20 protein-coding genes, 1 pseudogene and 1 riboswitch are annotated in these 22,658 nt (G+C 67.0%); of the genes and pseudogenes, 4 read left to right on the forward strand and 17 right to left on the reverse strand.

Annotated elements, in window-relative coordinates; all coding sequences use genetic code 11:
- Window positions 1–19: 19 nt before the first annotated feature.
- From ON32_RS20150 to ON32_RS20185, 9 genes are all read right to left on the reverse strand, one after another.
- Entirely contained in the window at window positions 20–1,333 is a 1,314-nt protein-coding gene (locus tag ON32_RS20150; RefSeq protein WP_040792507.1) for an aminotransferase class V-fold PLP-dependent enzyme, read from the reverse strand.
- Between the two features lie 47 nt (window positions 1,334–1,380).
- A riboswitch (SAM riboswitch) is annotated at window positions 1,381–1,494 on the reverse strand.
- 105 nt (window positions 1,495–1,599) lie between these two features.
- Window positions 1,600–2,262 carry a methionine ABC transporter permease gene (locus ON32_RS20155; RefSeq protein ID WP_040792508.1) on the reverse strand — a complete coding sequence of 221 codons (663 nt, stop codon included), beginning with the start codon at window positions 2,260–2,262 and terminating at the stop codon, window positions 1,600–1,602.
- A gap of 9 nt (window positions 2,263–2,271) precedes the next feature.
- Entirely contained in the window at window positions 2,272–3,276 is a 1,005-nt protein-coding gene (locus ON32_RS20160) for a methionine ABC transporter ATP-binding protein (protein ID WP_040792622.1), read from the reverse strand.
- A 20-nt stretch (window positions 3,277–3,296) separates the two neighbouring features.
- Window positions 3,297–4,121, reverse strand: coding sequence for a MetQ/NlpA family ABC transporter substrate-binding protein (locus tag ON32_RS20165; RefSeq protein ID WP_051133510.1), 825 nt, complete (start codon window positions 4,119–4,121; stop codon window positions 3,297–3,299).
- A 175-nt stretch (window positions 4,122–4,296) separates the two neighbouring features.
- Entirely contained in the window at window positions 4,297–5,112 is an 816-nt protein-coding gene (locus ON32_RS20170) for an energy-coupling factor transporter transmembrane component T family protein (RefSeq protein WP_040792510.1), read from the reverse strand.
- A complete protein-coding gene (locus ON32_RS29020; protein ID WP_051133491.1) occupies window positions 5,112–5,672 on the reverse strand; it encodes an ECF transporter S component in 561 nt (186 codons plus the stop codon). Before ON32_RS29020 ends, ON32_RS20170 begins: the two co-directional genes overlap by 1 nt.
- Entirely contained in the window at window positions 5,669–7,369 is a 1,701-nt protein-coding gene (locus ON32_RS20180; protein ID WP_040792511.1) for an ABC transporter ATP-binding protein, read from the reverse strand. Before ON32_RS20180 ends, ON32_RS29020 begins: the two co-directional genes overlap by 4 nt.
- Entirely contained in the window at window positions 7,366–7,536 is a 171-nt protein-coding gene (locus ON32_RS29025; protein WP_157224261.1) for a hypothetical protein, read from the reverse strand. Before ON32_RS29025 ends, ON32_RS20180 begins: the two co-directional genes overlap by 4 nt.
- 289 nt (window positions 7,537–7,825) lie before the next feature.
- Window positions 7,826–8,491 (reverse strand): hypothetical protein, encoded by a 666-nt coding sequence (locus ON32_RS20185; protein ID WP_245551179.1) that lies wholly within the window; start codon window positions 8,489–8,491, stop codon window positions 7,826–7,828.
- A gap of 816 nt (window positions 8,492–9,307) precedes the next feature.
- Here ON32_RS20185 and ON32_RS20195 point away from each other — a divergent pair.
- The 4 genes from ON32_RS20195 (at window position 9,308) to ON32_RS20210 (ending at window position 13,547) form a co-directional block, all read left to right on the forward strand.
- Complete coding sequence (locus tag ON32_RS20195) at window positions 9,308–10,300, forward strand: isopenicillin N synthase family dioxygenase (protein ID WP_040792513.1); 993 nt, start codon at window positions 9,308–9,310, stop codon at window positions 10,298–10,300.
- A gap of 281 nt (window positions 10,301–10,581) precedes the next feature.
- Window positions 10,582–11,817: an acyl-CoA dehydrogenase family protein gene (locus ON32_RS20200; RefSeq protein WP_040792514.1), complete on the forward strand. Its 1,236-nt coding sequence runs from the start codon at window positions 10,582–10,584 to the stop codon at window positions 11,815–11,817.
- Between the two features lie 10 nt (window positions 11,818–11,827).
- On the forward strand, window positions 11,828–12,856 hold the full coding sequence (locus ON32_RS20205; RefSeq protein WP_040792515.1) for a hypothetical protein: 1,029 nt from the start codon (window positions 11,828–11,830) through the stop codon (window positions 12,854–12,856).
- A 76-nt stretch (window positions 12,857–12,932) separates the two neighbouring features.
- On the forward strand, window positions 12,933–13,547 hold the full coding sequence (locus ON32_RS20210) for an SDR family NAD(P)-dependent oxidoreductase (RefSeq protein WP_083874673.1): 615 nt from the start codon (window positions 12,933–12,935) through the stop codon (window positions 13,545–13,547).
- A 98-nt stretch (window positions 13,548–13,645) separates the two neighbouring features.
- Here ON32_RS20210 and ON32_RS20215 read toward each other — a convergent pair whose 3' ends face one another.
- From ON32_RS20215 to ON32_RS28110, 8 genes and pseudogenes are all read right to left on the reverse strand, one after another.
- Complete coding sequence (locus ON32_RS20215; RefSeq protein WP_040792516.1) at window positions 13,646–13,984, reverse strand: 4Fe-4S dicluster domain-containing protein; 339 nt, start codon at window positions 13,982–13,984, stop codon at window positions 13,646–13,648.
- Window positions 13,984–15,570 (reverse strand): FAD-dependent oxidoreductase, encoded by a 1,587-nt coding sequence (locus tag ON32_RS20220; RefSeq protein WP_040792517.1) that lies wholly within the window; start codon window positions 15,568–15,570, stop codon window positions 13,984–13,986. Before ON32_RS20220 ends, ON32_RS20215 begins: the two co-directional genes overlap by 1 nt.
- Before the next feature lie 317 nt (window positions 15,571–15,887).
- A complete protein-coding gene (locus ON32_RS20225; protein ID WP_040792518.1) occupies window positions 15,888–17,249 on the reverse strand; it encodes an LLM class flavin-dependent oxidoreductase in 1,362 nt (453 codons plus the stop codon).
- 454 nt (window positions 17,250–17,703) lie between these two features.
- Window positions 17,704–18,150: a GNAT family N-acetyltransferase gene (locus ON32_RS20230; protein ID WP_306307662.1), complete on the reverse strand. Its 447-nt coding sequence runs from the start codon at window positions 18,148–18,150 to the stop codon at window positions 17,704–17,706.
- 95 nt (window positions 18,151–18,245) lie between these two features.
- Complete coding sequence (locus tag ON32_RS20235; protein WP_040792519.1) at window positions 18,246–19,376, reverse strand: LLM class flavin-dependent oxidoreductase; 1,131 nt, start codon at window positions 19,374–19,376, stop codon at window positions 18,246–18,248.
- Window positions 19,373–20,737 carry an NtaA/DmoA family FMN-dependent monooxygenase gene (locus ON32_RS20240; RefSeq protein WP_040792520.1) on the reverse strand — a complete coding sequence of 455 codons (1,365 nt, stop codon included), beginning with the start codon at window positions 20,735–20,737 and terminating at the stop codon, window positions 19,373–19,375. The genes ON32_RS20235 and ON32_RS20240 overlap by 4 nt, the downstream gene beginning before the upstream one ends.
- A 2-nt stretch (window positions 20,738–20,739) precedes the next feature.
- Window positions 20,740–21,828 carry an LLM class flavin-dependent oxidoreductase gene (locus tag ON32_RS20245; RefSeq protein ID WP_040792521.1) on the reverse strand — a complete coding sequence of 363 codons (1,089 nt, stop codon included), beginning with the start codon at window positions 21,826–21,828 and terminating at the stop codon, window positions 20,740–20,742.
- A gap of 40 nt (window positions 21,829–21,868) precedes the next feature.
- Window positions 21,869–22,645: pseudogene (locus ON32_RS28110) on the reverse strand (ATP-binding cassette domain-containing protein); the annotation flags it as partial.
- Window positions 22,646–22,658 lie beyond the last annotated feature (13 nt).

Here is a 22,658-nt window from a genome sequence, read left to right on the forward strand (position 1 = left end):
GGCGCGCTCCCGGGTCGACTCATACGACGCAGGGCGTGCCGCCCGCCACGTTTCCCGCGGAAAGCCCCGGCCGGGTTTCCGGCACCGGATTCCACTGCCCCGCGGTGTGCGCGTAATTCCACCGCGGACCCTGTGCGACCAGGGCGGCAACCGCGTGGATCAGTCGGTCGACGTCGTCGGCCGTGGTGCCCAGGCCGATACTCGCACGCAGGGCGGCATCCACACCCAATCGGGTCAGGAGCGGATGTGCGCAGAACCGACCGTCCCGCACGCCGATCCCGTGTTCGGCCGACAGGTACGCCGCGACCCGACCGGCCTCGAATCCGTCCACGGTGAACGCGACGATCCCGACGTCCTCGCCACTGTCCGACCAGATCCGCAGCAACCGCACACTCGGGATCTCTCGAAGACCGGAACGCAACCGCTCGGTGAGATACCGCTCGTGATCGACTACTCGCTCACCGAGGTCCGTCAGGGCCGCACAGGCCGCGGCCACCGCCGCGGCGCCGAGAACATTCGGAGAGCCGGCCTCGTGCCGCTGCGGCGCCAGAGCCCATATCGCGTCTTCCGCGGTGACCCGGGTGACCGCCCCACCGCCCATGAGATAGGGTTCGGCGGCGTCGAACCAGTCCCGCCGCCCGACCAGAACCCCCGCGCCGAACGGCGCGTACAGCTTGTGTCCGGAAAACGCCAGATAGTCGATACCCGTTGCGCGCAGATCGATTCGGCGATGCGGTGCCAATTGGGCGGCGTCCACCAGGATCCGGGCACCGTGGCGGTGGGCGAGGGCGGCCAGGCGCTCCACGGGCAGCACCTCCCCGGTCACATTGGAGGCACCCGTGACGGCGAGCAATGCGGCGGGTTTCGCGCCCAGTTCGGCTGCCAGACGACCGATGGTCTCCTCGACGGTGTCGGCAACCGGCACCACGCGCCGGCCCCGCCGAATCCAGGGCAGGAAATTCGCGTGGTGTTCGATATCGAGGACCACGGTATCGCCGGGGACACAACCGGCCAGCAGGTTCAACGCGTCGGTGGTATTGCGGGTGAACACCACCACTTGGTCGTCGGCCCGATTCAGGAAGCGACCGACCGTCTCCCGGGCGTTCTCGTAACAATCGGTGGAAATTCGGGAGGCATAGCCGGCGCCCCGATGGACGCTGGCGTAGTACGGCAGCAGTTCGGTCACCCGTTCGGTGACCTGCGCCAGGGCGGGCGCGCTGGCAGCGTAATCGAAATTGGCGTACGTGCGGGTACCACCCTGCACCAAGGGAACTCGCAGATCACATCCGGACACGCGGGCGGTGGCACAGGTTCGGTCGAGCACAGCGGTCATTACGCAATCCCTTCGCTTCAGGGACTCCGTGGTGATCGGATGAACGGAGTCCGCGCTTGCCGCGCTCGGTTGAGCCGCGGCCCGGTCGTCACCCGGGGCACCCCACCGCGGAGGAGGGTTGCCGGCCAGCAAGCCGGGGCTTGACGCTGGCACTCATGACCTGGGGGAAAGGTTGGCAGAAGGGCGGCGGGCTTGTCAACTCGCGCCGTGCCGGGCCGCGCCGATCGATCGCCCGACTCGGCCATCGATCGATCACGGGTGGGATCTCAACGGCGCAAGACTTTTCGGGCGAGCCGGTTGCCCAGGAATTGGATCGCCTGTACTCCGGCGATGATCAGCAGCGTGGCCACCAGCGTGGCCTCCCAGTCGAAACGCTGGTACCCGTAGACGAGGGCGAAATCCCCCAGTCCCCCGCCACCCACCGTGCCCGCCATGGCGGACATGTCGACGATCGCGATGACCACGAAGGTGTAGCCGAGCACCAGCGGTCCCAGCGCCTCGGGGATCAGCACGGTGAGGATGATGCGCAGCGGCCCCGCCCCCATGGCACGTGCCGCCTCGATCACCCCGGGCTCCACGGTGACGAGGTTCTGCTCGACGATACGGGCGATACCGAAGGAGGCCGCAACGATCATCACGAACAGCGCGGCCTCGGTGCCGATGGTGGTGCCGACCACTTCCAAGGTGATCGGTCCCAGCGCCGCGAGCAGGATGATGAACGGGATGGGCCGGACGATATTGACCACCACATTGAGCAGGAGGTGAATCGGCGCATTGGCCAACAGCCCGCCCTTGCGGGTGGTGTAGAGAGCGGTTCCGAGAAACAGGCCGATCAGACCCGCCACCACGAAGGTTGCCGCCACCAGGTAGATCGTCGTACCGATCGATTCCAGCAGAACCGGCCGAAGCCTGTCCCAGTCCGTCTGCATCGGTTCTCCTCACCGCCGCCGAAGTTCGGTGACCACGGCCTCGACGGCGTCCGAGGGGCCGTCGAGCGCGAGCGTGATACTGCCGAAGGTTTTGTCCTGAAGGGTGCTCACTCCGCCGTAGACGACCTCGAACCGCACTCCGGCGTGCGCGGCGGCGGTCAGCGCGGGGCCGAGACCACGTTTGTCGTCGATATCGACGGTGACGAGCCGCCCCGGATGCAGTTCGCCGAGTCGGCGCAGTTCCTCGGGGGTGGGACGATTGTGCAGCACGGTCTCGACAAACGACCGGGTCGGCGTCGAGTTCGGGGCGGCGAACACGTCGAATGTGCTCGCCAGCTCGACGATCCGACCTTCCGCCAGCACTGCCACCCGATCGGCGACCGCGCGGATGACGTCCATTTCGTGCGTGATGACCACAATGGTGACGCCGAGTTCCCGATTGATCTTGCGCAGCAGGCGCAATACCTCGCCGGTGGTCTCCGGGTCGAGTGCGGAGGTCGCCTCGTCCGCGAGTAGCAACGACGGTGAGGTGGCCAATGCCCGGGCGATACCCACGCGCTGTTTCTGGCCGCCGGAGAGCTGATCCGGATAGTTATCGGCCTTATCGGACAGACCGACGAATTCCAGCAGTTCGGCCACTCGGGCCTTGCGTTCGGCCCGTGGCCGACCCGCCACCCTCAGGGCGTATTCGATATTGCCGGCGGCGGTGCGGGAGCGCAGCAGGTTGAACTGTTGGAAGACCATGCCGATATCCCGCCGCAGGCGGCGGACCTGTTTCTCCGGTACCCCCGTGATGGGGGTACCGCCGACCAGCACGGTACCGCTGGTCGGCCGCTCCAGCGCGTTGATCAGCCGCACCAGGGTGCTCTTACCGGCACCCGAGTAACCGATCACCCCGAAGATCTCACCCCGTTCGATCCGCAGATCGATATCGGTCAGCGCGACGTGTTTTTCCTTGCCATTGTGGAAAACCTTCTCGACGGAACGGAATTCGACAGCGGGCACGGCATCCACCTGCCCGGTACGCGGCGGGGTCACCGCCCGTCACGGATGGTCTGCTGGACCCGCTGCAGAATCTGCTCGAGCTCGGGACCGCTCCGACGCACCTCGACCGAGGTGCCTTTCGAGGATTCGGCGACCGCCCGTTGCACTTCCGGGTCGTGCCAGATCTCCACCAGTTTCAGATACACCGGGTTGTTCTTGTCCTCGGCTCGGGTGACGAACACGTTGATGTACGGTTCGGCCCCCGGACTCGACGGATCGTCCTTGTACAACACCGACTGCGGATCGATCCCGGAACGCTCCAGGAAGGTGTTGTTGATGACCGCACCGTCGACCGAATTCAACGACAGCGCCGTCTGGGTTGCGTCGACGGTGACAACCTTCACCTTCGACGCGCCCTTGTCGATATCCGCGGGCGAGGGCGCTCGGGTATCCGACGACAGTTTCACCAGGCCGGCCGACTGAAGCACGAACAGTGCCCGCGCCTGGTTGCTGGGATCGTTGGGAATCGCGATCTCACCGCCGGGCGGGATATCCGACACCGCCGAGTGCTTCTTCGAATAGAGGCCGAGCGGAACGATCTGAGTGGCGCCGATGGGCGTCAGATCGGCCTCGTCGGCCACGTTGTACTGCCCGAGAAACTGTAGGTGCTGAAACAGATTCACATCGATCTGCCGCTGTGACAGCGCGATATTCGGCTGGGAGTAGTCGGAGTAGTTCGTGATTCGCAGGGTGATGCCCTGCTCGGCGGCCTTGTCCTCGAAAACCTCCCATGAGCGGTCGCTTTCGGTCGTGCCGATGCGCACCACCGTCCCGGAGTCCGTGGTGCCACCGCAGCCGGCCGATCCCAGCGCCATGGCGGCCACCAGAACCGAGATGGCCACTACCCGATGAAAACCCACTCGTGCTCCCGATGATCGTCGCGATATGCCCCGATCATCCAATCGGGACGCCGCGACCCGAACAATGGTTCCGATTCCCGTGAACGAAACCCCGACCGTCCTTTTCGGCGGTCGGGGGTTTCGAAGCCGATCACCACAGCCACAGCCCCGGCATGTGCCCGCTCGCATTCGCCGCGGTGACAATCGTCGCCACCACAGCGAACAGAGCCAGCACGGCCCGGTCGGCGGAATCGAAACGCAGCGTGCGCAACCAGGTCCGACGCCCGGTGCCGAACCCGCGGAGATCGAGCGCGTCGGCGATGTCCTCGGCTTCCACGAATGCGCCCACGGTCACCGGCACGATCAGTGGTTGCAACTGCCGGACCCGGCGCACGGGATTGCGGGTGGGGGGCGGTTCATACCCGCGCAACCGTTGGGCGGCGATGGTCTCACGCACATCGGCCGCGATGGTCGGCAGGAAACGGAACGTCAGATCGATGGCGTACGCGAATCGGGCGGGCACCCCCAGCCGCGCGAAAGCGACCGAGAGATCACCGGGCCGGACCGCGAATGCCAGGGGAAACCCGGTCAGGGCGATTGCCAGAAAACGCAGCGCCAACATCCCGGTGTACGACACCGATGCCGTCGACACGGGGATATCGATCAGCGGCACTGTGAGCAATTCCGCTGCCGTTTCACCGTATCGTCGCGCGCCGACGATAAGACCGTTGATGCCCGCCAGCAGGAACACGAAGGCTCCGACGAACAACCAGTTGGTCCGGACGGCATGGAATGGGATCCGGGCGGACGCATAGAACGCGAAGGCGAGCGCGACGGCGATGGCCATCAACCGCAGATCCCGGATCTGCGTCACGATCACCACCGTCAGGGCGGGGACGAGGATCGGGATCCGGGGATCCCGGCGGCCGAGGAACGAGTCACCCGCCAGATACCGTGGGGCCTCCATCAGCGCCCCGCGTGTCGGGCCAGCGGTTGCCAGGCTCTGTCCAGCACCGGCACCAGGAGCAACGACACCAGACCGGTGGTGAGCACCGCGGGCAGGTACCCACCGGTGAACCAGTACACGACCGTCTGACCGAAGAGAACCTCGGTAACGGTGAACACCAGACCGGCGACGACCGCGACGGCCGTCAAGGCCACCAATCGGACGGCCTTACCGGATCGGCCGGACGGTTCGGGCAGATAGTGGGCGAGCAGGGCGGCGAACAGACCTATGAGCCCGTTGGCCAGGCCCCAGTTCCAGAAGGTGAGGAAGCCGAAGCCCTGGATCTGGTCCACCACCGCATTACCCACCAGACCGGTGAACAGACCGGCGATCGGTCCGAACCGGATACCGACGAAGGGGACGATGGCCAATGCGGGTCGGACCGCAACATTGGAGGTACCGGGGATGATGAAGCTGAACACCCCCAGCGCACCGTAGAGCGCCGCGCCGATGGCGCCGAACACCACGGTGCGTGAGTTCACGCTCCACGGACTGCCGACCGCGGCCTTGCTGGATGTCACGTGTTCTGCTCCACTTCGGGTTCGAAAAAGTTCCGGATCGATGGGGTGTCGTCGAGTGTGGACGACCGGCCGAGGCGACGCGCGAGTTCGTGTGGTGGGGGAATCGGTCCCGGTGTGGTCGTGGCGGCTCGGGCCGCACGCACGTAGTCGGTTTCGCGCAGCACCGCCCGCCCGTTCGGGCGGTCCGCCCCGGTGTGCCACAGAGACTCGTCGTGAACGATGTCGTAGGGGGTTCCGTCGGCACGCAGCGTCCCGTCCGCGACGACCAGCACCCGGTCCGAACGCCACAGGGCCAGATCGACCTCGTGCGTGATGAGGTAGACGCTGTCGATATCGGGCAGGGCCGAAATCGCGTCGAGGAAGTGGGTCGACGAACGCTGGTCCTGACCGGCGGTGGGTTCGTCGAGAATCAACGTCCGCGGTCGCAGGGTCAGTGCCAACGCCAGCGCCAGTCGGCGTTGCTGACCGAAGGACAATGTCCGGGGCGGCCGGTTCAGGATGTCCGGCTCGTCGGACAATCCCACCGCGGCCAGGGCCCGCGCCGAGATGCCTTCGATCTCGTCGGCGTCGACACCGAAGTTGCGTGGGCCGAAGGCGAGTTCCTCGGCGACCGTGGCGGCGAAGAACGCCTGGGCCGGGTTCTGGAACAGGTAGCCGATCAGTGCGGCGATCTCCTCGGCCCGGTGCTCGGCGGCCGGTCGTCCCTCGAGCTCGACCCGACCGGCCAGGACGTCCACCAGGCCCACCGCGGCGCGTAACAGGGTCGACTTGCCCGCCCCGTTGCGGCCCAGCACCGCAATGCGTTGCCCGGCGCGGAATTCCGTGTCCACCTCACGGATAATCGGGGTCGTCCCGTACCCCAATCGGGCGTCGGAGTACCGCAGTCGGATCTCGCCCGGATCACGTGGGGGCGGGAGCTGCCGAACCGGCAGCGTATCGGCGCGGGAGATCAATGTGTCGAACGGTAGCCGCACCGTGGTGGGGTCTGCGACACGCAGGAAACCGGTCATATCGCCGGAGTAGGTGATCTGCCCCTGCTCGAGGTAGACCACCTGGTCCGGAGCGATGGGAACGACCTCGTCGACCCGGTGTTCGATCACGATGCCGGCACCACCGCCGTCCACATGTTCCCGTAGCGCGCCCAGCACGCCAACGGCCGCGTCGGGGTCCAGATTGGCCAACGGCTCGTCGACCACGATCACCCGGGGGCGTAGCACCAGTACTCCGGCGAATGCCACGAGTTGCAGCTGTCCACCGGACAGTTCGTGGGTGGCCGCATGCAGCAGCTCGTCCGGAATACCGAGTTCTTCGACCACACCGCGCACCCGGGACTCGATGTGCTCCGGTGCTACGCCGCGGTTCTCCAATCCGAATGCCAGATCGGCCAGCACCGAATGCCCGACGACCTGTTTGGCCGGGTCCTGCAGCAGGGTTCCCACCGTCTCCGAGATCTTGCGGATGCTCAGCTCTTCGGCGGGAACACCGGCCACGGTGACATCGCCGGTGACCTCCGCGCGGTAGGCGTGCGGAACCAGGCCGTTCACCACCCGCATCAGGGTGCTCTTCCCGCAACCGGACGGCCCGGTCACCAGCACCAGCTCCCCCGGTTCGACCCGGAGGTCGGCGCCGCGGAGGGCGGGGCGAGCGCCGGCAGCGTAGGTGACCGTGACGTCGTCGAGGGTGATCAACGCGCTCATCGGGCCCGCCTTTCGATATCGACGCGGACCCCGAGGCCGGTGCGTTTCGTGCGGGCGGCTCGTGTGTCGACCGGCTCCGGCAGCGCGTAACCGCCGAGGGGCGGATACCCGCCCCGGCCGGCGAGGTGATCGACGTCGAGTAATCGGACGTCGAACGACAGATCCATGTTTTCGATCGGACTTCCTTCTCCCGCTGCGGAATTGACGTATCCCCGTTGTCGAGCACCGGGATCGCGCCCGTCGACGGCCCGAATCCCTCGGCTCGGTCGGTGTCGGCGTCTCCGGTGACGCCACGGTATGCGCTGCCTTCAGCGCCTGCACCGCGTCGACGTCCACTCCGCCGCCGCGGCGATACCGGGCGCACGGAATCGCAACTCGAACACAAGGGTTCGTTATATCCGGACGCGGATATGTGGGACGACAGTTAACTTCATGATGACCACAACCCCCGCGGGGTCATTCGGCCGCTTCGCGGGCGGCCGCGATCCCGGCGTCGTAGCTGTCGACGATGCGCCCGCTACCCGGCTCGTATCGCGAGCCCAGAGCATCGGGGGCGTAGGTCATGAAGACGACGTCGGGACGCCCGTCGTTGTACTTGCGGTAGGTGTCGTAGTCCCATCCCTCCGGGGCGAAGCGGTCGTCCCAGGGCAGGCGGGCGACGGGTTTGAATCCGCAGAATGCGTACAGGTCGGGCAGAACGGTGTCGAAACAGTTGAGGATGCGGCCGCCCAGTGACACCCGGACTCCCAGCAGCGCACTGGAGACGTGCGGGTAGCGACCGTCCTTGTGGGCCCATAGCGACAGGAGCTCGTCGCCGCGCAGGGCGCCGCCGGCCTTGCCGTCGTCGGTGACGAACAACCGCATCTTCCGGTACTCCTCCAGACTGTGCACGTTCACCGAGGCGGAGTATCGGCTGCTGTCCTTCAACGCTTGCATCTGTGCTTGGAAGTAATCGGCGTCGGCCGGGTCCAGTTCGTAGATATCCGGGGTGCTGCGACCATGTTTCCGCAGGAAGGCGGCGTACTCCTTCGGCAGGGTGTGTTTGGCGACGGGACGAATTTCACGATCGCCGAACTTCAGAACCCGAATGTCTTCGCCATGTGAATTGCCTCGTCCGTCCACCTCTCCTCGATGGGACGTCGTTCCTTTTCCGGGAGTTCGGGACTCCACCCCAGCGTTTTCCAGAACCGTTCCCGTTCGCTTCGGGTCAGTTCCGGTATCGGATCGACCATTTCGCACCTCCTTGCTCAGTTCGCGGTCGATACCACCCTGGACCTTGCCGACGTCTTCCAACGTCCCGCTGGTCTGCCGCAGTGGCCGCTCGGCGACTTCGGCAGTTTTCCGTATGACCGTCTTCAACCCTTCGACGACCGCTTTCATGCCGCATCGCCAATTACTCAAGAAACCCCTCTCACCCACCTGTCGCAACCGGCCCACCACACACGGCACCGAGGCGCAGGCCGTCCGAACGAGGAATTCCAGAGGCGGGTCTCAGATCGTCCACCGCCGTGTGACAGGCGCGCCGAATCCACTTCGGATCGCGGAGACGACCGTAGTGGAGTATCGGAGCACCGTCGCCGATCAAGATCATCTCGAGTGCAATTCGGAACCGGATCGCTCCGCGAGCATCGGGAACCACTCCGCTCGCGGCCGGTATTCGAATCATCCTCGTGATAACCATTCCTCCGGGTGAACCGGGCTGCTTCAATTCGCGCGGTCGGCGACGTCGCCGTCCACCGACTCTTCGGTCGGCCGGACCGACCACGTCGTCACACCGGTATCGGTCGTGACGGCGCCCCGGCCCGGTCGAGGAGAACGACAACCAGGACCGAACCGCACCGGCCGAGTCTCCCGGGACCGCGCGATCCGCTGCGGCGAGCCCCGCCGACGGACCGGAGGACCCCTCGCCTCGTGCCGGTGGCAGGATAGGAGGACCGTATGCTTCCCGTTCTCGATCTGCGTGACGCCGAGACCGACCCGGACGGGTTCCGGGAGCGGCTGTTGGCCGCCACTCACGAGGTGGGGTTCTTCTACCTCACCGGACATGGGATCGCCCCCCGGCGGTTCGACGAGGTGCTGGGTCTGGCCCGGCGGTTCTTCGCGTTGCCCGCCGAGGCCAAGGAGGAGATCGCCCAGTTGAAGAGCCCGCAGTTCCGTGGGTATTCCCGACTGGGTGGCGAACTCACCAACGGGCAGGTGGACTGGCGGGAACAGATCGATATCGGCCCGGACCGGGAGGTGATCCCCGGCGCGCAGGGGTACTGGCGACTCCAAGGCCCCAATCTGTGGCCCTCGGCACTACCGGAGTTGCGACCGGCGTTCGAGGCGTGGAGTGCCGACCTGTCGGAGGTGGGTTTGCGGCTGCTGCGACATTGGGCGGTGGCGCTCGGCGCGGTGGAGGACATCTTCGACCCGGCCTTCGCCGATCGGCCCGCCACCCTGATCAAGGTGGTGCGCTACCCGGGCAGCGCGGACACCACGCAGGGGGTGGGAGCGCACAAGGATTCCGGAGTATTGACCCTGCTGCTGGTCGAACCGGATTCCCACGGTTTGCAGGTGGAATTGCCGGACGGCGAGTGGATCGATGCCCCACCGTTGCCGGGGGCGTTCATCGTCAATATCGGCGAACTGCTCGAGGTCGCCACCGGCGGATATCTGCGGGCGACCAGGCATCGTGTCCTCGCTCCCGCACCGGGCACCGACCGTGTCTCCATCCCCTACTTCCTCAACCCCGCGCTCGACGCGCGGATCCCCATCATCGACCTCCCCCCGGAGTTGGCGGCCCGATCGCGGGGTGTGGAGGCCGATCCGGCGAACCCCATCTTCGACACCTACGGAGAGAACGCGTGGAAATCGCGTACCCGCGCCCACCCGGATGTCGCCGAACTGCACCACGGCATAGTGCCCACCGGTCCGGCGCGCGCCTACTGAAAGCCGTGCGGCGGGAATTACGTTTGCGCTGATCGCAATTGTTCGGCGGGGCACACCGCCGATCTACGGTGGCGGGGTGTTCGACGTCCGTCGCCGGTCGGTCCGCGCAGAGATCGTGGTCCCCGGTGCGGTCACCACATCTCCGACACTCTACGAAAACCACTCTGGCCGAAAGGTTTTCGAACCAGAGTTTCGTCAACCGGCAGAATCCGAGGAGTCTCGATGACCACCACCCTGTTACCTCCCGACCGTTCGACCGCTTCGTCCGAGAGGGATGCCCAGTGACCGCCACCGACTCTCCCACCGTTCCACTGCTCACCTCGACGGAGGAGGCGCTCGCCGTGGCCGAGGAGGTGGCCGCCGAGATCGCCGCGGGCGCGGTGCAACGTGAACTGGACGGGGTGCTGCCCGAAGAGCAGCTGCGTCTGGTGGCCCGCTCCGGTCTGCTCGGTATCGCCGTCCCCGCCGCACACGGCGGTCCGGACCTGCCCCGTGCCGTGGTGGTGGAGGTCCTGCGCCGGTTGGCGCGAGCCGATGCCTCGGTCGGGCAGCTGCTGCTCTCGCATTTCGTGCTCGGTCAGGCGATCACCGGGCTCGGCGACGCGGCTCCCGCCCCGCGTCTCTATGCCGATATCCTCGCCGGCGCCCAACTGGGCAATGCCACCGTCGAGCGGGGCACGCGCACATCTGTGGAACGACGCACCACGGTGCGCCGCCGACCGGGCGGAGGGTGGGTACTCAACGGCCGGAAGTTCTACGCCACCGGCGCGCTGGGTGCGAGCTGGATCGGGGTCGCCGCCCGAATCGAGGACTCCGATCCACCGTCGGGGGCCACGGTCTTCGTCAAACCCACCGATCCCGGTGTCACCCTGAACCTGGACCGCTGGACATCGTTCGGTCAACGGGGCACGGCCAGCGGCGAGGTGGTGCTCGACAATGTGGAGGTCGCCGACGACCTGGTCATCGAGGAGGGACCCGACCCCGACCCGGTGACCGCGCCACCGTCGGTGCTAGGCGCTTTCGACCAGGCCCTGCACACCGCCGTGGATGTGGGGATCGCGCGCGCCGCCCTCGAGGACGGCGCCGAGTTCATCCGCACCCGCAGCCGGCCCTGGTTCGAGGCCGGAGTCGACAATGCCGCCGACGAACCCCATGTGGTGCGTCGGATCGGGGAACTCACCGCGCGCCTGTACGCGTTGGAGGCGCTGCTCGCCACAGGAGCCGGCCTGGTCGACACGGCCTTGGCCGAACCGGAGTTGTCCCGTGATTCGGCCGCGCGGACCTCGCTGACGGTGGCGGCGGCCAAGGCGTTGGCGCAGGAGTTCGCGGTGGAGATCGCCTCCGGAGTGCTCGAGCTGACCGGTGCGTCGGCCACCGATCGGGCCTATGCGCTGGACCGGCACTGGCGCAATGTGCGGGTGCACTCTCTGCATGATCCGGCCCGATGGAAGTACGTCCACCTGGGTAACCACACCCTTCACGGCACCAGGCCGCCGCGCCTGGGCGTGCTGCTGTGAGGAGCATGTCATGAGTGGGTTCTATCTGACCGGAAGTATCAATGTCACCACGGTTGCCGACGCGTTCGACCTCGTCGGCACCCGGCTCCAACCCGGTGTGACCCGGGTGCCCGACGGCGAACCCGGTGAACGCGCCAATTGGGTGCTGACCCAGGCCGATCTGTTCCTGAACAACCCGACCCTCGACGTCGTGGACGGCACGGCCCGGGTGCGCCCCGGGGTGTCGGTGGCATTCGACGAGATCGACTACCACACCGTGGCGGCCGAGTCGTACCGGATTTTCCTCGATGCGCGGCGACGTGGGGTATTGGCCCCGGATTCTCGGTTCCTGGTGTCCATTCCGACGCCCCTCAACGCCGTCAATTCGTTCGTCGAATTCGATTCCCGGGTGGAGGTCGCCCGCGCCTACGAGGAGGCGCTTCGGCCCAGTGTCACGGCTCTCCAGGAGGCGATCCCACCCCAGGATCTGGCCATCCAATGGGATCTGCCCACCGAACTGGCGACGGTGGAGGGATGGTTTCCCAACCCGTACCCCGATGCGGAGGCGATCTACGCCGCTACCGCGCGACTCGCCGAATGGGTGGACGAGGACGCGGAGCTGACCTTCCATCTGTGCTACGGCGACTCCAAATTCGGTGCGTCACCGTTCATGGGCGAACCACCCGACGCCGAGGCCGCGGCCCGCGGCGGCCGCCACGTCCTGCCCCGCGACGCGCGCGCCATCGTCGCCGTCGCCAATGGATTGTCCCGGCATATCACCCGCCGTATCGATGCCGTCCATGCGGCGACCGTGGCGACCTGGACGAAACGGGCGCATTGGCAGCCGTTGTCCGATCTGGCCCTGGAACCGGAGACGGAGGTGTACCTCGGGCTGCTGCACGCCGAGGACGGCGCCGGCGGCGCCCGGGCCCGCGCCGCGCTCGCCGCGCAGTTCTTGTCGACCTTCGGCCTCTCCACCGAGTGCGGGTTGGGGCGGCACTCCCCGAAACAACTCGCCGCGGTGCTGGACGGCTGGAGCGAGCTGAACTCCGGTAAGTAGCCGCCCTTGGTCGACCTACTTTCGAGAAGTCGTTTCATGGACCATTTTTCGAAGTATGGATGACAATCCATAACGCATCACCCTCGTCACCGGAGCCGGCCGTGGTATCGGCGCGGCCACTTCGGTGGCATCGGGGCGTTGCGGCTTTCATGTGATCGTGAACTACCGTCGGGACACCGACGCGGCCGAGGACGTGTGCGGGGGCAGCGCCCGAACCGCCCGCGCCGATATTCGGGATCCGGAACAGGTCACCGAGAGGGTCGCGGCCGCCGAACTCGTCGACGCCCTGGTCTGCAACGTCGATGTCGATCCGCCGTTCGCCGCGTTCGAGTCGATGCCGTGGGAGACGTTCATCGGGAAGGTGGAGGGGGATCGGCCGCCGCCTTCCACATCACCCGTGCCGTCTGCCGGGAATGCGCGAGCGCCGCGGCGGGCGCATCGTCTACGTGTCCGGACCGAGCGCCGATATCGCCCGCCCCGGCACCATTGCCCACGCAACCGCCAAGGTGGCCTCAACACCTTCGCCTGCTTCGTGGCCGCCGAGGCCGGACCGCACGGAATCACCGCCGATGACATGGCATCGCCGCGGTTCGCATCGAAGACTCCGCTCCCGCCCGCACCCCGGACCTTCAACGGTCCATCGTCCACCGGTCGATGCTGGGCCGCATGGTGGACGCTGAGGCCGCGGTGATCGTCTCGCTGATGAGCACCCCACGTTCGAAAGCCCATATACCCGTGGACGCCGGTTTCCGCGTATCGACCCCGTCCTGATCGGTCGGCACGCCGAATTCAGCGATCGACCAGGCGCGGCGGCGGAGCTCCCGCCAGTTCGGGGCCGACGGCCACCCGGCTGCCGGGAGTCCGACCACGGCCCCATCCCAGCTCCTTGCGATAACGGCCGATGTGCTCGGATCGAATGGCCTCGGCATCGGACAGCGGCGTCACCTGGGGCGCCACGTACAGAGCGTCCGTGGGACAGTACGCCTCGCACATGAAGCAGGTCTGGCAATCGGATTGCCGCGCGATCACAGGGATGTCATCGGCCACCCGGTCGAAAACATTGGTGGGGCAGACGTCCACGCATTTATCGCAAGCGATGCAATCCCCGGCGCGGATCAGCTCGATCATCAGGCCACCGCCCGTACCGGCTCAACCGCGGGCGCGGCCCAGACCTCGTCGGCTCCCCCGGACAGGATGTGATGATGCTGTCCGGGATCCAGGTCGGGGAAGTCGGCGCGTTTGCTCATACCCCGGGTCTCCGTGCGTTGCAGCGTCGAGCGGTACATCAACCGCCCCACGGCGGTGATCGCCGCCGCCTGCCGGGCGCGGACCCGATCCTCCCCACGCTCACCGCCCAGACTGTCGACGGCCGTGTCCCACAGTGCGTCCAACGCGGCCAACGCGGGCCGGATCCGGTCGCCGTGCCGCAGGTAGTTCTTCTCGAACGGGATCAGCTCCCGCTGCGCGGCCGCGAGCACCTCGGTGGCGCCGATCGAGGCGTACCCTTCCGGCCGCAGCCCGGTCCGTCCGGCGCCCCGCAGCGCCGAGAACGTGGGCCGGCCCGACCGCCGAGCGAAACCGGCGGCACCCGTCCCCGCCCAACTGCCCGACGACATCGCCCACGCCGCATTGTGGCTCCCACCACCGGTGAATCCGCCGCAGATCCGTTCCCGAGTTGCGGCGTCTCCCGCGGCGTACAGGCCCGGGACGGTGGTGGAGCAGTCGTCGGCGACCACATCGATACCGCCGGTGCCGCGCACGGTACCCTCGGCCAGCAGATCGATCTCGAACCGGTCGGTGAACGGGTTGATCCCACGCCGGTCGAACTGGAGGAAGAAGTTCGGCTGCCCCAACCGCATTCGGGCCCGCGTCGTGGCATCGGCCCGGTCCAATTGTGCGAACACCTTCTCCGACAGCAGGGTTCGGGCGATGACCGAACGGCCCTTGGTCGAACCCGCGCCCTCGAGTACCCGGCCGTCCTCGTGGAAGAAGGTCGCATAACGGTAATAGGCGGTTTTGGTGATGGTCGAGCCCTTGGGCGCGATCGCGTAGGCGTTGGAGAACTCCATGCCGGAGAAGGTTGCGCCCACCTCGGCGGCCATGAGTGCCCCATCGCCGGTGTCGACATCGGTGCCCAGCGCATGGGAGAGGAAAGCGCAACCGCCGGTGGCCAGTACCACTGCCCCGGCAGCGATACGGTAGTCGCGGTCGAGTCGACGTCGATACCCCGCGGCGCCGCGCACGACCCCGTCGGCGTCGACCAGTAGTTCGAGCGCGGGGGAATGATCGAGGATCCGCACACCCAGGCGTTTCACCCAGGCCCGCATCCGCCGCATGTACTCCGGCCCCTGCACCCCGGTGCGGATCTGCCGGCCGGTATCGGCGTCCACCGGGAAGGGATACCGTCCCTCGACGGCCAGACGGTTCATATTGCGGTAGGTCTGGTCGAGAACGCGATCCATCCAGTAATGGTCCGCGAGATATCCGCCGAGCTCCTCCCGGGATGCCTTCGCCTTCGCGCGGGCCTCCGCTTCGGGCTCGACGTACCAAACACCGGTACCGGCGGGGGCAGTAGCGCCGCTGGTACCGCAATATCCCTTGTCGACCAGAATCACCTCGGCACCCGCCTCCCGGGCGTGAATGGCGGCCCAGCAGGCTGCCGGTCCCCCGCCGATCACCAGCACATCGGTATCGGTCTGCCACGGTTCCTTCATGGGTCCGCTCCTGTCGCGCGTCGAGACTCCCACCGACTGCGCGGCAATCGGCGGTGGGTGCGGGGAATCGGGAATCGAACTCCCGTCACGGGGTTCACCGGCCGACGGGCAACGGTCGAATCGCACTGTCACCGGAGGGTCTTCCGCGATCCGCACTGTCCCGAACAATAGGCGGCGCACCTTCCATCCAGGAGGTTTGCGTTCACCGTGATCCTGAACCAGGGTTCCCGGTACGAAAGCGCGGATCGGTCCGGACCTGCGGCACATACCCCCACCGCCCACGGACACACTCGCCCCGAAGCGGCGACATCGCGATATCAGTACGCCGAGAACGCACCACGGTAGGCGGCCGCCGGATGGGTGTCGGGGAGTCGGTCACGGCCGGTCGCCTTACGGCGCGCGGTGCCCTCGACATAGTCGTGCCGCGCCAGACCACGGCGGCGCAGCACGGGCAGGACCTCATCGATGAACTCGACATAACTGCCGGGAATGGTCGCGTTGACCACGTTCACCCCGTCGATTCCCGCGTCACGCCAGCGGTGCAGCTCATCCGCGATCTGCTCCGGGGTGCCGGTGATACGACCGTACCGGCTGCGCAACCGGGCCAGATCCCGCACCGTGGGTTCCCGGTCCGGCACGGCTTCCCGCAACCAGGCGAGCGTACTTCTGGTGCCTTCGGTCTCGATTTCACCGATCGGCGTATCGAGTTCGTAGAACCCGAGGTCATAGCCGAGACCGCCGGCCGCGTGGGCGATGATCGCACTCGGATCGATCACCTCGTCCAGTTCCGCGGCCTTACGCCGCGCCTCCTCCTCGGTGCTGCCGACGACGAACGACAGTCCCTGGAAGAACCGCAGATCTTCGGGAGCGCGACCGGCCCGGACCACCAGCCGGCGGGTATCGGTGATCAATGCCCGCGCGGCCTCGGGAGTAGGCGAAACGATGAACTGGGCCTCGGCGTTGCGAGCGGCGAAACGGCGACCCGCCGATGACGAACCGGCCTGAAACAGGACCGGGGTGCGCTGCGGTGAGGGCGCGACCAGGTGCGGACCCTCCACACGGTACCGCCTCCCGTCGTGGTGGATCTTGTGCACCTTGTCGAAATCGGCGTGGATACCGGAGGTTTTGTCCTGGATCAGGGCGTCGTCGTCCCAGGAACCTTCCCACAGTTTGTAGACGACCTCGACGTATTCCTGGGCCCACTCGTAGCGTTCGTCGTGGGGGGTGATGGTGTCGTAGCCGAAGTTGCGCCAGGCGTTGTTCGACAGGCCGGTGACGATATTCCACGCGATCCGCCCGTTGGAGGCGTGGTCGAGGGTGGAGATCTTACGGGCGAAATCGAACGGATGCTCCTGCAGGATGGAACTCGTGACGGCGATGCCGAGATGTTCGGTGTGAGAGGCCAGGGCGGAGGCCAACACCAGGGGGTCGTTGCTCGGGATCTGGAGTCCTGTTTCCACGAATTTGCGCCACGATCCGCGATAGTCGTCGTAGAGGCCCACGACATCGGCGAAGAAGATGTAGTCGAATTTTCCCCGTTCCAGGGTTTTTGCCAGGGATATCCAGTGATCCAACGAGTTGAAATTCGATTGCTGCGCTTCGGGTAGACGCCATGCGCCGTGCAGAATATGCGACGTGGTGTTCATAACGAACGCGGAGAAACTCAACGGCGCGGTCATGGAAACACCTTCCGATAATCGTTGTTCGCCCCTGTTGGGTTACGCGACAATACGAAGCGGCACCGGGATGAGGCACGCGATAAAAACGTGATGATCGCAACCGGTGCCTCTCGCACACCGGGTCGCCGATATCTTTGGCGATGAGGAGGATACGGGCGAGAAGACGAGCAGTGCGCGCGCTCGGGGCCGTGTACCGGTGACGGTCGATCCCCCCTATGTCTCTCCGGCGGCACTCGCCGATTCCGGCGCTCGATATCCCCGACCCGGCGATGAGCGTGCGGTCCGGGGACAGCATCGGCGCGTGACGATCGCACGAGCGCCGACCGGACGATGCGCGGGCACTATGGCCCGGACCGTCCCGAGAGTCGGTATCGCACCTCGGAGCAGCGCACGATCGCGGTCGGCGAGCACCCTGCGCGGGGCGAAGAGCGGGTGTCGAGCGCTCGACGGGCCGTCACGACAGGTTCTTGGCGAAACGATTCGACAGCGGCAGCGTGTGGTACGGCGCAAAGATCGGAATGCGGTGATAACCACTGCGTTCGTAGAAACGGACCGCGACCGGTTGCAGATGCCCGATCTGCAGGATCACCCGGGGCAACCCGGCCGCACGCACCGCCTCCTCGGCGGCGGTGAGCAACAGTTCGGCCACCCCCGTGCCGCGGAACTCGGGTCGGACGAACATGCGTTTCACCTCCAGTTCGCCCGCGTTCCACCGCACGGCGACATGCCCGGCGGGACCGGTGGCGTAGGCGACGAAGGTGCACAGCACAGTGGTCGGATCGACGGCGTTCGCCGTCCTGCGCAGCTGCGGGTCCATATGAGCGTAACGCGGCCCGACCTCCGCGGCCATCTCCGCACGGAGCAGCACCGCATCCGGATGATCCCACGCGACCGACCGCACGGTGTGAGGTGGCCGATGCGGTGCCACACCGGCGGCCGGCATCGGACTCGTTTCGAGCGAAATAGGCCACGAACCCCCGACGACACCCACCTCGATCATGCGGCGCGCACCTGCGGTAGACCCCATTCCCGGGCGAGCAGACGGTGCGAGGTCAGCCGGTCCTCGTGTCGATGGGTGACGCTGGTGACGACGAGCTCATCGGCCCCGGTCAACCGTTGCAGAGCGTCGAGTCGGGCGGCGACGGACGCCGGTGTGCCGACGAATTGGGTGATGACGCGGTCGTGTACGAGACGTCGCTGCTGTTCGGTCAATGGCGGGGCGGTATCGGGGTCCAGGTATTCGGCGGCGCCCGCACCGCTGCGGATGCTGTACACCCAGTGCCCATAGGTGGAGGCCAGATGCCGGGCGGTCTCGTCGTCCTCGGCGACCACGACATCCGCCGAGACCACCAGGTATGGCTCAGGATAGTGCTCCGACGGACGGAACGCGGCTCGGTAGGCGTCCACCGTTTCCAGGATCGTGCCGGGTGAGACGTGGTAGTTGGCGGCGAACGGCAGGCCGAGCCGTCCCGCCAACTGTGCGCTCTCCCCGCCGCTGCTGCCGAACAACCACAACTGGACCTGCGCCCCCTCCCCCGGTACGGCATGAAGGTCGATACCGTCGGGGGTGGTATGGGTTCCGGCGAGCAGGGCCCGGATCTCCTCGACCTGCCGGGTGTAGTCCAGGGGTTCGGCGCCCGGCAGTTGCAGCGCCGCCATGGTGGCCACGAGTCTGCTGGTGTCCTGGATCTGCGCCGGAGTGAACGGAGGCGGAACGACCACCCCATCCCGCACCACGGTCGGACGGTCCGGCCCCGCCACCGGCGATGTCCCGGTGCGGATCTCGGAGAACCGGTGCGCCGAGCGGCCCAGTCCCAGATCCAACCGACCCGGGTAGAGGGCGTCGATGGTGCCGAACGCCTCCACCACCGACGCGGAGGTGTGATGGCCGGCCTGCACGGCGGCCGAGCCCACCCGGATCGTCTCGGTGGCGGCTGCGATCAGCGCGATCAGTTCGGTCGGTGCCGAGGACGCCACCGCGGCGAAATGATGTTCGGCCACCCAGTACCGTCGATAGCCCCAGGCCTCGGCGTGGCGGGCCAGGTCGATGGTGTTGCGGATCGCCTGCCGCGCATCCGAACCGGCGCTGATCGGGGACAGATCCAGAATCGACAGCGGTACCGTCATGATGCCCGCACCCTTTCGCTCGAGTGATGGGGGTGGCGCAGGCCCAGGTGTTCGCGCAGGGTCGTGCCGGTGTATTCGGTGCGGAAACTGCCGCGGTCCTGAAGTTCCGGAACCACCAGATCGACGAACTCGTCCAATCCCGTCGGGGTCAGGTGCGGGACGAGGATGAACCCGTCGGCGGCATCTTCCTGGATGTAACGATCTATTTCGGCGGCGACCTGGGCGGGGGTGCCGACGAACTGCCGGCGCGCGGTGACCTCGATGATGAGCTCACGAATGCTCAGTTTCTCCGCCTCGGCCTTGGTCCGCCACTGTTTCGCCACCGCCGAGGGGTCCTTGGTGTGCCGCACCCGCCCTCGGGTGATGGTCGCGTCGTCGACGGGGTCGATATCGGGCAACGGACCGTCGGGGTCGTAGGCGGACAGGTCGCGTCCCCAGACCTGTTCGAGGAAGGCGATCGCGGTTTGCGGACCGACCTGCTGCAATCGGATGTGCCGCGCGCGTTCCTCCGCGTCGGCGCGGCTGTCGCCGAGGACGAAGGTTGCGGCCGGCAGGATCAGGAGATCGTCGCGATCGCGACCGTATTTGGCCAGCCGGTTCTTCATATCGGTGTAGAAGCGTTTACCGGACTCCAGTTCCCCGTGCCGGCTGAAGATGGCGTCCGCCTTGGCGGCGCCGAATTCGCGGCCCTCGTCGGAGTCACCGGCCTGCAACTGCACCGGATAACCCTGCGGGCTACGCGGCAACACGAAGGTGCCCTCGATATCGAACTGGTCGCCGACGTGTCGGAAGGTCGGCAGCGGCGGAGTGAAAACACCGCGTTCCCGGTCCACGACGAGCGCGTCGGCGGGCCAGCTGTCCCAGAGTTCACGAACGGTGTCGACCATCTCGGCGGCCCGGGTGTAGCGCCGGGAATGATCGAGATAGCCGCCCCGGCGGAAGTTCTCCCCCGTGAACGCGTCCGAGGAGGTGACCGCGTTCCACGCGGCGCGCCCGCCGGACAGGTGATCCAGGGTGGCGAATTGCTTGGCCAGTTCGAACGGTTCGTTGAAGGTGGTGTTGATGGTTCCGGCCAGTCCCAACCGGCTCGTGACACCGGCGAGCGCGTTGAGCACGGTGAAGGTGTCGGGGCGGCCCACCACATCCAGGTCGTGGATCAGACCGCGATGTTCACGCAACCGCAACCCTTCGGCCAGGAAGAAGAAGTCGAACAGGCCGCGTTCGGCCGTGCGGGCCAGGTGCACGAAAGAGTCGAATGCGATCTGGCTGCCGGATTCCGGATCGCTCCAGACCGTGGTGTTGTTGACCCCCGGGAAATGAGCGGCCAGATGAATCTGTTTGCGTACCTTCGGTTTCGACATGCTCATGCCTTCTCGGTCGCGTAACGGTTGGCGGGGCGCGGCAGGCCCAGACGGGCGCGCAAGGTGTCGAACGGGGTCGGTATCCGATGTAGGAAAGCAGCGAGGGCCAACGGTTGGAGCACCACACCGTCGGCGGCGCATTCTCGATCCACCTGCACCAGCAGGTCCCGCAGGGTGTCCGCGGTGCCGATATGGCGCACGGTGTTCGGACCCGAGGTCGCCGTCCATCGCTCCAGGGCGTCGACCTCGTCCGTCGCGGCGCGCACGGTTTCGGCGAGATGGACCTCGATATCGAGCAGCACGCGCACCTGCCGCGGGTCGCGCCCTGCGGCCGCCACCGCGGATCGCAGCATCGAGCGGGCTTCGGCGGCCGCGGCGAGATCACCGGAAGCGATACGGATCAGGTCGGCGCGGTGTACGGCGACCCGAGTGGCATGCGCGCCATCCGCCCGCACCGCGATCAGGGGCTGCCCCTGGGGCGGTCGGGGGGTGATGGACGGGCCTTTGACCGAAAAGTTCTCGCCGACGAAATCGATGTAGTGCAGTTTGTCGCGATCGATGAACCGGCCGGTGGTCACGTCCCGGATCTCCGCGTCGTCCTCCCAGCTGTCCCAGAGTCGGGTCACCACCTCGATCGCTTCGTCCGCTTCCTGCCACAGGGATGGTTCGGACTGTTGCGGCTTGCGGCCGAACAGTTTCGCCTGCCGAGCTCCGGCCGATACGGTTACCTCCCAGCCCGCGCGGCCGAAGGTGGCGTAGTCGAGACTCGCTATCGCCTTGGAGATGTGGAACGGCTCGGTGTGCGTGACCGGCGCCTGCGGGATCAGGCCGATACGGCGGCCGGCCGCGGCCACCCGGGCGGCGGTGCCGATCGCCTCGAGCCGACCGCGGGCCCCCTCGGCCTGCAGCGCGAACGAGTCCGGGAAAAAGGCCAGGTCGAGACCGGCCCGGTCGACGGCACCCACCACATCCACCCAGTACTGTCCGGTGAACAGGTCCTCCGCCCGGGAGTCGGCGCGGCGCCAGGACGCGGGGTGGGCTCCCGTACCGGCCAATTCGATGGCGAGCAGCGGCGGATACCTGTGCGACATCACGCGGTCCTTTCTCTCGATCGCCGCCGGTCGGCGGCGCCGGTATGGCCGGCAACAGTTCTCGCGTGTACTCGTGTCGGGGCGTATCGAAGATCTCGGCCACCGGGCCGGTTTCGACGATGCGCCCCGCACGCATGACGGCGACCCGGTCGCGCACGCGGCGGACCACGGCCAGGTCGTGGGAGATGAACAGATGGCTCGGATCCAGTTCCGCCTGCAGATTCTCGAGCAGCTCCAGGATCTGCGCCTGCACCGGGACATCCAGAGCCGAAACCGGTTCGTCGAGGGTCACCAGATCCGGACGCAGGACCGGCGCCCGGGCGATCGTCACCCACTGTCGCCGGCCGCCGGACAGCTCCGCGGGGCGGCGAGCCGCGTAATCACGCGGCAACGTCACCTGCTCCAACAGATCGGCGACCCGCTCCCGACGGATTGCGCGGTCACCGATACCGAAGGCCCGCAGCGGTTCGGCCACGATACATCCGATGGTGAGCTTCGGGTTCAGGGACGCGTACGGGTTCTGATACACCACCTGCACCTGTCGCCGCAGTTCCCGCAATCGGGCACCGCGCAGTCCCTCGATATCGGTGCCGCCGAATTCGATGGTGCCCCGATCGGGTGTTTCGAGTCGGGCGATGAGCCGAGCGGTGGTGGACTTACCGGAACCGGGTTCCCCGACGACGGCGAGGGTTTCCCCCCGATCGACGGTGAGTGGGACATCGTCGACCGCTGTGGTCGCGGTGGGGCCCGAACGGTATTCGGCGGTGAGCCCTTCGATCCGAAGCAGCGCCGACGCCGCGGGCGACCCGCTATCCGCGCGTCCACCGGTC

It is taken from the genome of Nocardia paucivorans NBRC 100373, assembly GCF_000308675.1.
Lineage (GTDB): Bacteria > Actinomycetota > Actinomycetes > Mycobacteriales > Mycobacteriaceae > Nocardia > Nocardia paucivorans.

What these genes read in the sequence shown, in the direction of transcription:
- ON32_RS20165 (WP_051133510.1), bottom strand. Translation starts at nt 4,121, where the DNA reads ATGGCGCTGGGATCGGCCGGCTGCGGTGGCACCACGGACTCCGGGACG.
- ON32_RS20215 (WP_040792516.1), bottom strand. Translation starts at nt 13,984, where the DNA reads ATGATCGAGCTGATCCGCGCCGGGGATTGCATCGCTTGCGATAAATGC.
- ON32_RS20220 (WP_040792517.1), bottom strand. Translation starts at nt 15,570, where the DNA reads ATGAAGGAACCGTGGCAGACCGATACCGATGTGCTGGTGATCGGCGGG.
- ON32_RS20225 (WP_040792518.1), bottom strand. Translation starts at nt 17,249, where the DNA reads ATGACCGCGCCGTTGAGTTTCTCCGCGTTCGTTATGAACACCACGTCG.
- ON32_RS20195 (WP_040792513.1), top strand. Translation starts at nt 9,308, where the DNA reads ATGCTTCCCGTTCTCGATCTGCGTGACGCCGAGACCGACCCGGACGGG.
- ON32_RS20170 (WP_040792510.1), bottom strand. Translation starts at nt 5,112, where the DNA reads ATGGAGGCCCCACGGTATCTGGCGGGTGACTCGTTCCTCGGCCGCCGG.
- ON32_RS20240 (WP_040792520.1), bottom strand. Translation starts at nt 20,737, where the DNA reads ATGTCGAAACCGAAGGTACGCAAACAGATTCATCTGGCCGCTCATTTC.
- ON32_RS20180 (WP_040792511.1), bottom strand. Translation starts at nt 7,369, where the DNA reads ATGAGCGCGTTGATCACCCTCGACGACGTCACGGTCACCTACGCTGCC.
- ON32_RS20235 (WP_040792519.1), bottom strand. Translation starts at nt 19,376, where the DNA reads ATGACGGTACCGCTGTCGATTCTGGATCTGTCCCCGATCAGCGCCGGT.
- ON32_RS20205 (WP_040792515.1), top strand. Translation starts at nt 11,828, where the DNA reads ATGAGTGGGTTCTATCTGACCGGAAGTATCAATGTCACCACGGTTGCC.
- ON32_RS29025 (WP_157224261.1), bottom strand. Translation starts at nt 7,536, where the DNA reads ATGGATCTGTCGTTCGACGTCCGATTACTCGACGTCGATCACCTCGCC.
- ON32_RS20155 (WP_040792508.1), bottom strand. Translation starts at nt 2,262, where the DNA reads ATGCAGACGGACTGGGACAGGCTTCGGCCGGTTCTGCTGGAATCGATC.
- ON32_RS20150 (WP_040792507.1), bottom strand. Translation starts at nt 1,333, where the DNA reads ATGACCGCTGTGCTCGACCGAACCTGTGCCACCGCCCGCGTGTCCGGA.
- ON32_RS20245 (WP_040792521.1), bottom strand. Translation starts at nt 21,828, where the DNA reads ATGTCGCACAGGTATCCGCCGCTGCTCGCCATCGAATTGGCCGGTACG.